This window comes from Eudoraea sp. (assembly GCF_049665975.1).
In the GTDB taxonomy this organism is placed as follows: domain Bacteria; phylum Bacteroidota; class Bacteroidia; order Flavobacteriales; family Flavobacteriaceae; genus Eudoraea.
The window spans coordinates 1-12,305 of the sequence record NZ_JBATGR010000427.1 but is presented as its reverse complement, the minus strand read 5'-3'; the positions used below and the strand labels follow the sequence as shown (position 1 = coordinate 12,305).

The following is a 12,305-nucleotide window of genomic DNA, read 5'->3' as shown; positions in this document are numbered from 1 at the left end:
GTCTAACTTTATTAGCACCGATTATCTTTTATAATTATCATCTTGATAGTTATAAAATCAATTTCGGAAACCCAAAAGCTGTCCTGCAAAGAATATATTTTTCTTTCTAAATATGTGAGGCAAGCCAATCCCCAACTTCACTGGTTTTATAAGATTTACCATCCTCGGCCAAATCTTCGGTCACAATACCTTCTGCCAATGATTTATTCACGACATCGCGTATTGCTTGTGCCTCATCAGACAGATTAAAATCTTCAAACAACATAGCAGCGGACAATACCGTTGCTAACGGATTGGCGATATCCTTACCAGCAGCTTGAGGATAGGAACCATGTATAGGTTCATACAAGGATACTTTACTGCCTACTGAAGAGGAGGGCATTAAGCCCATAGAACCTGATATTACCGAAGCTTCATCTGTTAGGATGTCGCCAAATAGGTTGGCTGTGATCATTACATCATAAGCACTTGGCCATTGTACCAATCGCATGGCAACAGCATCAACAAACTCATAGGTAACCTCTATCTCTGGGTAGTCTTTTTCCATGGCCTGAACGGTCTCTCTCCATAAGCGGGATGATTCCAATACGTTGGCCTTGTCAACACAACATAATTTCCTGGAACGTTTCATGGCCATTTCGAATCCTTTTTTCGCCAATCGTTGTATTTCGAATCTTTGGTATGTCATGGTATCAAATGCTGTATCACCATCATCTTTTCTTCCTCTTTCTCCAAAGTAAACTCCGCCTGTCAATTCCCGTAGGATAATCAAATCCGTACCTTCTATACGTTCACGTTTTAAAGGGGATTTGTCTATTAAGGAAGGGAAAGTAAAGGTGGGGCGTACATTGGCGAACAAGCCCAATTTTTGTCTCATACGCAACAAACCTTGCTCCGGGCGAACTTTTGCCGATGGATCGTTATCATATTTTGGATGACCAATAGCGCCAAATAGTACGGCATCTGAAGTTGCACATATTTCATGTGTTTCATCGGGGTAGGGGTCTCCAACAGCGTCAATCGCAGCAGCACCGGTCAATGCGGGTCTCCAGTTTATTTCATGGTTAAACTTTGTAGCAATGGCATCACAAACTTTTACCGCCTGATCTATCACTTCCGGTCCAATTCCGTCTCCGGCTAAGAGCGCTATATTTAATTTCATATTATTGCTTGCATCTAATTAGTAGAAAATTTTTGTTTTTATAAAGTTGCTTTATATGATATTCAACATTTTTTCAGTTGCCTTAATAGCAGAAACCGTTTGATCTGAATCCAGACCTCGCGTAATAAAGTCATTTTCCTTATCGCGCCAGGTTATAATGGTTTCACACAAGGCATCAGAGTTACTTCCCGGAGGTATACGTACGGCATAGTCGATAAGAGTAGGTAATTCTGTTTTTTTGGATTGATATACTTTTCTCAAAGCATTCATAAATGCATCAAACTGGCCATCTCCCTGTGCGTTTTGCTCATAAGATTGACCTTCGATTTCCACGGCTACAGTGGTTGAAGGTTTAAGTCCTTTTGAATGCGTAAGTACATATGATTTAACAAAAGTTTTTTGTTGATAAGACTCAGTATCTAAAACATCTGAAATAATATACGGAAGATCTTCTTTAGTAACTTTCTCCTTTTTGTCTCCTAATTCAATAATTCGTTGGGTAACTTTTTTAATTTCCTCCTCAGTTAAGGTAAGCCCTAATTCCTGAAGATTTTTTTGAATATTGGCTTTTCCAGAGGTTTTCCCTAAGGCGTACCTGCGTTTTCTGCCAAAACGTTCGGGTAATAAATCATTAAAGTATAAGTTCTTTTTATTATCCCCATCTGCATGTATACCAGCTGTTTGTGTAAATACATTATCACCAACAATGGGTTTGTTGGCCGGAATACCAAATCCTGTAAATGTTGATACTAGTTTACTCACCTTAAAAAGGTTAGACTCTTCCACATTAATGTCGATTTCAGGCATAAAATCATTTATCACAGCCACTACACTTGCCAATGGCGCATTTCCGGCACGTTCCCCCATGCCATTAATAGTCAGATGTAACCCGTGACAACCTGCCCTGAGGGCTTCCATAACATTGGCAACACTTAGATCATAATCATTATGACCATGAAAATCGAAATGTATATTCGGATAACGAGTTGTTATTTGTGAGATAAAATCATAAGTTTCACCATGTGTTAAAATACCCAGGGTATCGGGCAATAGGATTCTTTTAACAGGTTGTGTAATAAGGAAGTCGAGATATTGAAAAACATATTAAGGGGAGTTTCTCATTCCATTACTCCAATCTTCTAGATATACATTTGTGGTAATTCCCTGTTTTGCGGCCAAACTAAGTACATTGGCAATATCTGTAAAATGCTCCTGGGGCGTCTTTTTTAGTTGATACTTAAGGTGATTTAAAGATCCCTTGGTTAATAGGTTTTGTACTTTAGACCCGGTCTTTTCCATCCACTTTAAAGAAAGGCCGTTATCTACAAAAGTTAGTACCTCAATACGATCCAGATACCCTACACTCTTTGCCCATTCGGCTATTTGTTGAACTGACTTAAATTCACCTTCTGAAACTCTGGCAGACGCAATTTCTATACGATCTACTTGCAATTCATCCAAAAGAAGCCTTGCCAGGGTGAGCTTTTCTGCTGCCGTAAAGGATACGCCTGAGGTTTGTTCTCCATCCCTCAATGTTGTGTCCATTATTTCAATCTTCCTCTTATTCATGCTTAAGGTAAAATGGATTATGAAGTATTGGTTTGCTCAAATCTTAAAGAGGTGTGTCTTTTGCAAATGATTCAATTTCACTCTTAATATTTAGTAAATAATCAATATCGTCAAATCCGTTGAGTAAGTTTTCTTTTTTGTAGTCATTTATTTCGAAACTTTCCTCTTCACCAGTGGTCTTAATAGTGAAAGTCTGTTTCAGAAGATTGACTTCAAATTCAGTATTTGGATCGGCTTCAATTGCCTCGAAAATCTTTGTAAGAAAGTTTGGACTTACCTGAACGGGTAAAACGCCAATATTCATGCAATTACCTCGGAATATATCTGCAAAAAAACTGCTTACAACACACCGAAAACCATAATCATAGATGGCCCAAGCAGCGTGTTCTCTTGAAGAACCAGATCCAAAATTTTTCCCTCCAACTAATATTTTACCACTATAAATAGGGTTGTTTAACACAAAATGTTCTTTTGGAGTATTATCTGATTGATATCTCCAATCCCGAAAAAGGTTGTCACCAAAACCCTTGCGTTCGGTTGCTTTTAGAAACCTTGCTGGAATAATCTGGTCCGTATCCACATTTTCTATTGGCAGTGGAACCGCTGTAGTGCTTAAAACTTTAAATTTATCGTATGCCATTAGTATTTGTATCCGTTATTTATTAATAAAAAATTAAGCCGTTTCAAAAACCATCAATTCCCTGGGGTCTGTTACTTTGCCCGTTACCGCCGCCGCGGCAGCTACCAAAGGACTAGCAAGAAGTGTTCTTGCTCCGGGCCCCTGTCTTCCTTCAAAATTCCTATTAGACGTACTCACAGCATATTTTCCCGCGGGAATTTTATCGTCATTCATGGCAAGACAAGCGGAGCAACCTGGTTCCCTTAATTCAAAACCCGCCTTATTCAGGATATCCAGCAAACCTTCTTTTTTAATAGCGTCTTCCACTTTATGCGAGCCGGGAACCAACCAGGCTGTTACATTTTCGGCCTTTTGTCTTCCTTTAACCAGGCTCGTAAAGGCCCTGAAATCCTCAATCCTGCCATTTGTACAACTTCCAAGAAAAACAAAATCTATTTCTTTCCCCAGCATATTGTCACCCTCTTCAAAATTCATATACTGAAGCGACTTTTTATATGTTGAGGCACCACCTTCTATTTCATCTGATTTAGGAATACCGCCTGATATTCCCATTCCCATCCCCGGATTAGTTCCATAAGTAATCATTGGTTCTATATCTTCACCTTTGAATGTGATTTCACTATCAAAAACAGAATCGTCATCCGTATATAAAGTTTCCCAATACCTCATTGCCTTATCCCAGGCCTGAGCTTTTGGCGTAAACTCCCTGTTTTTAATATAATCAAATGTTTTATCATCGGGAGCAATCATGCCTCCACGTGCACCCATTTCAATGCTTAAATTACACACGGTCATACGCCCTTCCATAGACATCTGTTTAAAGACATCTCCAGCGTATTCAACAAAATATCCGGTAGCGCCTGAAGTGCTCAACTGAGAAATAATGTAGAGGGCCACATCTTTAGGGGTAACCGCATTGTTTAATTTACCATTTATAGTAATACGCATGCTTTTAGGTTTAGGCTGCATAATACACTGGGTTGCCAAAACCATTTCTACTTCCGAAGTCCCAATTCCAAATGCTATGGCACCAAAAGCACCATGTGTTGAAGTATGGGAATCACCACAAACAATTGTTGATCCCGGTAATGTAATTCCATTCTCAGGGCCAATTACATGGACAATGCCGTTTTTTTCATGACCTAATCCCCAATAGGGAATATGATGTTCGTTTGCGTTTTGTTCCAAAGCCCGAAGTTGTTTGGCAGATAGAGGGTCCTGTACAGGCAGATGTTGGTTTAATGTAGGTGTATTATGATCTGCGGTAGCAAAAGTACGTTCCGGATATAATACCTTAATGTTTCTATTCTTTAAGCCCAAAAATGCCACCGGACTTGTTACTTCATGAACAAGATGACGGTCAATAAACAAAACATCAGGTCCATTCAGTACTTTTTTGACTACATGTGAGTCCCAAACTTTATCAAATAGTGTTTTTTTCATAGAATATTCAAATAACTAAATAAATAGTTTTTTTAGCATAGCTAACAAATGTATGAAATACAAGTAAAAGAGGGTGAAACAATCTGCTTCTAAATTACGATGTTCAATAAGCTTTTAAGCAATGTATACCATTGATAATCAATTGTATAATTTAAATATGTCAACCGTTTAGTTTTATGTTAACAGCGGACACTAAACCAGCGTCTTAGCAGTAAGTAAAATTTTGTATTGAATTTATTAGTAATTCTGGTTTAACATAACTCGAATGTGGTTTAACATTACTGTAACGATAAGGTGAAAATGCTATATCTATCTTTAAAGAAATCTAACTATATAATTAATAATTAAACAAACCAGGTGATGAAAAAAAAATACGTGAATGGCTCAGCATTTTTTCTGGTAATACTAATGTTTTTCTGCATTAAAGGTATTGCACAATTAGATCTGCCCAGGGGGAGCCAGATGGCAAAAGTATCACAGCGAATAGGGATATCTGATATCTCAATTTCCTATTCGAGACCAGCTGTAAAAGATCGTGAAGTATGGGGTAAATTAGTCCCTTACGGGATGAACAACCTGGGTTTTGGTACCGCAAAAGAGTCTCCTTGGAGAGCCGGTGCAAATGAAAACACTGTAATTAAATTTACAGATGATGTTAAGATTGAAGGACAACCATTGGGTGCTGGTAAATATGGGCTTCACATGATAATTTATGAAGACAATAGAGCAACTTTGATATTTTCCAAAAACTACGAGGCCTGGGGTAGTTATTTTTACGAACCTTCTGAAGATGTCCTCAGAGTTGATGTTATAACAAAAGAGGTGCCGCATACTGAAGAACTTACTTACCAATTCACTGAGGTTAAACCAAATTCTGCAATTGCTTCCTTAAATTGGGAGAAAAAAGAAATACCTTTTAAAATTGAGGTGGATGTAACCAATATTGTCCTGGCAGACATTAGGCATAAACTACAAAATTCCCCTGGATTTAATCGTCAAACCTGGGAACAAGCAGCTAATTTTTCTCTGAATAATGGTGGCGACCTTGATGAGGCACTTGGGTGGATTGATGCTACTATTTCCGGTCAGTTTTTTAGTCAAAAGAACTTCAACAATCTTAATATAAAGGCAAAAATTCTTGCTAAACAAGGAAAAACAATGGAGGCAGACTCAGTTATGGATGAAGCTCTGAGTCTTGCAACAATATTTGAGGTACATGGATATGGCAGGCAATTAATTGCACAAGGAAAGAAAGAAAAAGCGATGGAAGTCTTTAAAATGAATTCAAAAAAGAATAAAGGACAATGGCCAGTTGATTATGGATTAGCCAGAGCTTATTCCGCTATGGGGGATTATAAGACTGCTTTAAAGCATTTGAAAATTGCCGCTCAGAGAGCACCTGATCAGCAAAACAAGGATATTATTGCTGTTAATTTAACTAAACTTGAAAAAGGTGAAGGAATTAATTAAATATCGTATGGCTTAGATATAATAGTAAGAGAAGGACTTTACCCGGTTCTTAACTTATATAATTCCAGATATTCTTGTGCTTCATTAATTGGGCGTAAGCGTAGCTGATTTGTTTATTATCTTCTTTTTGTAATCCGGGATCTTCATTGAGAATCTTAATGGCATAGTATCTGGCGGTTTTTAAGATATCATTGTCCTTAACAATATCGGCAATTTTTAGGTTTAAGATCCCACTTTGCTGCGTTCCCATAAGATCGCCGGGTCCACGAAGTTTAAGGTCTACTTCCGCAATTTCAAATCCATCATTAGTACTGGTCATAGTTTCGAGTCTTGTTTTGGCTTCTGAAGATAATTTAAGACTAGTCATAAGGATACAATAGCTCTGTTCGGCTCCGCGGCCAACACGGCCTCTTAATTGATGCAATTGCGATAGACCGAAGCGTTCTGCGCTTTCAATAATCATAACGGAGGCATTGGGGATATTTACACCTACTTCAATGACAGTTGTAGCAACCATTAGGTTTGTTTCTCCTCTAACAAAGCGCTCCATCTCATAATCTTTGTCCTGTGGTTTCATCTTACCGTGCACTATTGAAATCTGATAATCCGGTAATGGAAAATCTCGTGCAATACTCTCATAGCCATCCATCAAATCCTTATAATCCAATGCTTCTGACTCTTGAATAAGCGGATAAACAATATATATCTGTCTTCCCTTCTTTATTTCATCTCGCAAGAATTGAAATACTTTTAATCGATTTTTGTCAAATCTGTGCACCGTCTTCACAGCTTTTCTGCCTGGAGGCAGCTCATCAATTACTGAAACATCAAGATCCCCGTATAGGCTCATCGCCAAGGTCCTTGGAATGGGGGTTGCAGTCATTACCAATATGTGCGGAGGTACTTTATTCTTATGCCATAATTTTGATCTTTGAGCAACACCAAACCTGTGTTGCTCATCAATTATAGCTAACCCCAGATTTTTAAATTGTACTTTATCTTCTAATATAGCATGCGTACCAATAAGAAGATCAAGCGTACCATCTTCTAGTTGCTCATGAATAACTTTTCTCCTGGCTTTTTTAACAGATCCTGTAAGTAGGGCCACTCGAACACCAATGTCTCCTAATAATTCTTTTATTCCTTTAAAATGTTGGTTAGCCAATATTTCTGTAGGGGCCATTAAACAAGACTGATAACCATTATCCAGTGCTAATAAAATAGTCATTAAGGCTACTACAGTTTTCCCAGATCCGACATCACCTTGTAAAAGGCGATTCATTTGAGCTTTGCTGCCAAGATCCGCCCTAATTTCTTTGATGACTTTCTTTTGAGCAGCGGTAAGTTCAAAAGGCAGATAGTCTTTATAAAAACTATTGAACAGCTTACCTACTTTTTCAAAGGGATAGCCTTTTATTTTTTGTTTTCGAATTAATTTTTTTGAGATGAGTTGTAATTGAATGTAGAATAATTCTTCAAATTTAAGGCGAAATTGTGCTCTTGACAATAGTTTAATGTCTTTGGGAAAGTGAATATTGAACATGGCCTCTGTTTTTGAGACCAGCCTGAGTTCATCAAGTATGGCAGGGGAGAGGGTTTCTTTAAATTCTCCCTTTGTTTCTATAAACAATTGTTGCACCAATTTGCTGATTACTCTGTTTGTAATTCCTTTGGCGCTTAATTTTTCTGTGGAAGGATATATTGGCTGCAAAGACACCCTTATTCCTTTTTCGTGCTCGGCAAGTAATTCCATTTCCGGGTGCGGCATTGAAAATTTGCCACTAAACAAATTAGTTCTGCCAAAAATTACATAAGGGGTATTCAGTTTAATGTTTTCCCGAATCCATTTCTGCCCACGAAACCAAACCAACTCCATTTCGCCTGTAGCATCTTGAAATGTAGCGACAAGTCGAGTCCCCTTTTTTTGCTCTACAGTTTTAATACGGATTATTTTACCAATAAGTTGAACATCTGCATTTCCTCTTTGTAACTCATTAATTTTATAATACCTTGTTTTATCAATATACCTGTTGGGAAACAGATTAATTAAATCCTGGTATGTTACTATCCCTAACTCCGAGTGCAGTATTTCGGCTCTATTTGGACCAACACCTTTTAAATAAGTAACAGGTGTTTGAAGATAGTTTGTATTCATGAAACGAAAATAATGGTAAAAGCATAGAACTGCAATACCGCAAAATGCTAATTTTGATCTGACAATTGTTCAATAATAATTATGAATTTTATTAATTCACTTTTATTCATTCTTTTTACGGGTTTTTTATTTAGTCAGCCGCAGCCTTCAGTTGATTTCTTTAAAGCGGATATAGATATAATTCCAGATCCAAACTACAAAGGAATAAATGGTAAAGTAACTTATTCTTTTAAAGTACTCAATAAGACAGATTCTGTTTTTTTGGATGCCAAAAACATGGAATTCTCATCGGTTTTATTAAACGGCAAAAAAGTGCGGCATACAAATACTAAAGAAAGAATAATTTTTTATAAAAAACTTAGAGCGGACAAAACGTATAAGTTAACATTGGATTATTCCACCATTCCAGAGCAAACGGTTTATTTTTTAGGATGGGAGGACTCAATCCCTGATAATAATCAAATATGGACTCAGGGCCAGGGAAAATATACCAGTTACTGGCTTCCAAGTTTTGATGATATGAATGAAAAAGTTGAATTTGATCTTAGTATCACTTTTGATAAATCTTATGATGTTATCGCAAATGGTAAATTAAAGGATACAATTATAAAAGAATCCATGAGAACCTGGTTCTTTGATATGAATAAGCCAATGAGTAGTTATCTCCTGGCTTTTGTGATTGGAGATTATAACTGTAAGAAGATTAAAAGTAAAAGCGGAATTCCTTTAGAACTTTATTATTATCCCGGCGACAGCTTAAAAGAAGAACCAACCTATAGATATAGCAAGGAAATATTTGATTTTCTTTCAGATGAAATAGGGATAGCCTATCCGTGGCAGAATTACAAGCAGATACCTGTACGGGATTTTTTATATGCAGGGATGGAGAATACCGGAACTACCATTTTTTCTGATGGGTATGTAATAGACAGTATCGCTTTTGTAGATAAGAATTATGTAAATGTGAACGCCCATGAAATGGCCCATCAGTGGTTTGGTAATCTGGTAACGGAGAAAGATGGGAATCATCACTGGCTTCATGAAGGATTTGCCACATATTATGCCCTGCTGGCCGAAAAAAAACTATTCGGTGAGGATTATTTTTATTGGAAACTTTATGAATCTGCAAAACAATTACAACTACTAGACAGTCAAGGCAAAGGAGAGGCTCTAACGAATCCTAAAGCGAGTAGTTTAACCTTTTATGAAAAAGGAGCATGGGCTCTTCATATCCTTAGAAACACTTTGGGGGATAAGGCCTTTAGGGAAGGTATGCAGTCCTATTTAAAGAGATTTCAATATTCTAATGTCACAATATCTGATTTTATTGGAGAGATGCAACAGTTTACTGATTCAGACCTTAAGGAATTTGAGCAAACCTGGCTTTTAGATACAAGATTCCCCTATGAAGAAGTGAAGAAATTACTGGCAGAATCTTCTGCTGATTTACAAACATATTTTGATCTTCAATGGAAATTGACATCCAGTAATACAAATAATGAACAACTAATTAAGAAGGTATGGGATCATAATTCATCACCCCGAATAAAAGAGAATATCATCCTGGACTATCATAAATCTTTGTCCGAAAGTTTTTTAAAAAATGCTTTCACTACTGAAGACTTGAAGACAAGGCAGGCTTTATGTATTACAACGGATAGAATCCCCTCCGGACTTAAAAAACAATTTGAATCATTATTGCAGGATAATAGCTATATTACAATTGAAAATGCACTTTACCGTTTGTGGATATCCCATCCGGATCTTCGAATAATCTATTTAGAAAAAACGAAGGGAATTATTGGCCTTCCCAATAAAAATGTACGATTGCTTTGGCTGTTTTTGGCAGTATTAACAAAAAACTATCTGGACGATGCACAGAAGGCAGATTATACGGAGGAATTATTCGGATATACTTCAACAGAATATTCTGTGGAGGTAAGACAGAATGCCTTTTCTTTACTAGCTGAGGTTTTCCCTTTGACGGACCAAAATCTGCTGGATTTAATAGATGCCTCGGTTCACTATTCATGGCAATTCAGAAATTTTGCCAGAAACCTCATTGAAAGGTTATTAAAAGACGAAAAGCAAAAAGAACGATTACGTAAATTGTCCAAAGAACTAAACGGAAAAGAATTACGTTATATAAAAACTAAACTGGAGGTAGAATGAGAGCATTAGTCATATCCGGGGGTGGAAGCAAAGGGGCCTTTGCAGGAGGGGTTGCCCAATACCTAATGCAGGAATTAGGTTATAACTATGACCTTTTCCTTGGGACATCTACAGGTAGCTTGTTGATTTCGCACCTGGCACTACAAAAGATTCAAAAAATTAAGGAGGTGTATACATCTGTAAATCAGGATAGTATCTTTAGCAATTGTCCTTTTGTGATTCAAAATAAATATGGCGTGGCCAATATTGGGATCAACCACTGGAATGTGCTAAAGAATTTTTACAAGGGTAGTAGAACTTTTGGCGAAAGTCACAATCTTTTGGAATTAATAAAAAATACTATTACGCCTGAAGAGTTTGAGATTCTTAAATCCGGTCCAAAGGATATTGTAGTTACAGTTTCCAATCTCTCTCTAAATGCGGTAGAGTACAAGTCTATTAAGGACTTTGAGTATGAAGACTTTTGTGAATGGATTTGGATTTCTTGTAATTATACACCTTTTATGAGCCTGGTGCGAAAAGAAGGTTGCGAATATGCTGATGGAGGACTTGGCAGTATGGTGCCCATTGAAGAGGCCATTATGAGAGGTGCAACAGAAGTAGATGCAATTATTTTGCATACTGAAGTAACTCACTTTAACAGAATGCCCTCCAAGAATGCATTTTCCCTCTTAACCAGTATGTTTGCCTTTATGTTAGATAGAATTGAGCGTCAGAATATCAGAATTGGAAAATACGTTGCCAATAATAACAATGCAATTATCAATTTTTATTATACCCCTACAGTACTGACAACAAATTCACTAATCTTCGATAAGGAGAAAATGACATCCTGGTGGGAAAAAGGATATGCGTTTGCAAAGACTAAAAATGTAGAAATAAGTGCTTTTGAGCCGGAACAATAATTAATTTTCCTTTAATTGAATTACCAAATTTCTCCAATTTCCTTTTTCACATAGGCAAGAGCCGTTGCAGAAGGAGATTGTTTATCCATAGTATCATTTAAAATATCTTCACGCAATTTGTCCGCAGAGTCAGATTCACTCATTCCAGCTTTTCTTATAGATTGAATTGTAGCATTTTTAGCTGCTTTGATAATATTCCAACAATCATCACTCATATATATCTGTTGTGACAAATTGTGATCGAATTCGTTTTCTATACTTCGGATTAATAATTGCTCGTAGGCATTTTTATCAGCAGATTTAGGTGCTACCCGAACTACAAGACTGGGTATTGAGATACGTTCTAAAAACAGTGCCATTCGTTCATAGGCTTGTAAACGTATAGGCATAGCGTCTTTTTGTGAATCCTTGTGAAGCAGAAATCTTCTGCGACCTTCCTCATTTCTGGTATGTAATCTAAAAAAATAAAAAGCTATAGCTCCGGTTACCACAGCAGGCAATAAATATGCGAATAATTGAAAAATTCCGTCCCCAGTCATGTTTTGGTATTTTAGTTTGGTTTATGGATGTAGAACGTAAGATTATTTAAAAAATTATAGCGGTATTTTATCTTAAGCTGAAAGTTGTATTGTATCAATTTCCGAGGATACCCCCTTTTATTTTTTCATATTCTGTCTTAGGTTAAGGTAGAATAAATTAAAATCAGGGTGTAGCTTAATATATAAAGAATTGGATAAGTCTGTTTTTCTGGAGACCGCTATACGCCCTGCTTTAACATCAGCAGTATTC

8 protein-coding genes and 1 pseudogene are annotated in these 12,305 nt (G+C 37.0%); 3 read left to right on the top strand and 6 right to left on the bottom strand.

The window, feature by feature from the left end:
- Positions 1-106: 106 nt before the first annotated feature.
- From leuB to leuC, 4 genes and pseudogenes are all read right to left on the bottom strand, one after another.
- Positions 107-1,162, bottom strand: coding sequence for a 3-isopropylmalate dehydrogenase (leuB, locus tag WBN20_RS14005; RefSeq protein WP_424282139.1), 1,056 nt, complete (start codon positions 1,160-1,162; stop codon positions 107-109).
- Positions 1,163-1,213: 51 nt separating this feature from the next.
- Positions 1,214-2,731 (bottom strand): annotated as a pseudogene (locus WBN20_RS14000) (alpha-isopropylmalate synthase regulatory domain-containing protein).
- Between the two features lie 43 nt (positions 2,732-2,774).
- Positions 2,775-3,371, bottom strand: coding sequence for a 3-isopropylmalate dehydratase small subunit (gene leuD / locus WBN20_RS13995; RefSeq protein WP_424282138.1), 597 nt, complete (start codon positions 3,369-3,371; stop codon positions 2,775-2,777).
- A 33-nt stretch (positions 3,372-3,404) separates the two neighbouring features.
- Entirely contained in the window at positions 3,405-4,814 is a 1,410-nt protein-coding gene (gene leuC / locus WBN20_RS13990; RefSeq protein WP_424282137.1) for a 3-isopropylmalate dehydratase large subunit, read from the bottom strand.
- A gap of 360 nt (positions 4,815-5,174) precedes the next feature.
- Between leuC and WBN20_RS13985 the strand changes: the two genes are divergently transcribed.
- Complete coding sequence (locus tag WBN20_RS13985; protein WP_424282136.1) at positions 5,175-6,284, top strand: DUF2911 domain-containing protein; 1,110 nt, start codon at positions 5,175-5,177, stop codon at positions 6,282-6,284.
- A gap of 49 nt (positions 6,285-6,333) precedes the next feature.
- On the opposite strand, the gene recG is transcribed toward WBN20_RS13985, so the two are convergent.
- Complete coding sequence (gene recG / locus WBN20_RS13980) at positions 6,334-8,439, bottom strand: ATP-dependent DNA helicase RecG (RefSeq protein ID WP_424282135.1); 2,106 nt, start codon at positions 8,437-8,439, stop codon at positions 6,334-6,336.
- Between the two features lie 81 nt (positions 8,440-8,520).
- Here recG and WBN20_RS13975 point away from each other — a divergent pair, with 81 nt between their 5' ends.
- Positions 8,521-10,611, top strand: coding sequence for a M1 family metallopeptidase (locus WBN20_RS13975; protein WP_424282134.1), 2,091 nt, complete (start codon positions 8,521-8,523; stop codon positions 10,609-10,611).
- Entirely contained in the window at positions 10,608-11,516 is a 909-nt protein-coding gene (locus WBN20_RS13970; protein ID WP_424273437.1) for a patatin-like phospholipase family protein, read from the top strand. The genes WBN20_RS13975 and WBN20_RS13970 overlap by 4 nt, the downstream gene beginning before the upstream one ends.
- Positions 11,517-11,536: 20 nt before the next feature.
- Here the strand turns inward: WBN20_RS13970 and WBN20_RS13965 are convergent, their stop codons facing one another.
- Positions 11,537-12,055, bottom strand: a complete 519-nt coding sequence (locus tag WBN20_RS13965) for a hypothetical protein (RefSeq protein ID WP_424273438.1) — start codon at positions 12,053-12,055, stop codon at positions 11,537-11,539.
- Positions 12,056-12,305: the final 250 nt, after the last annotated feature.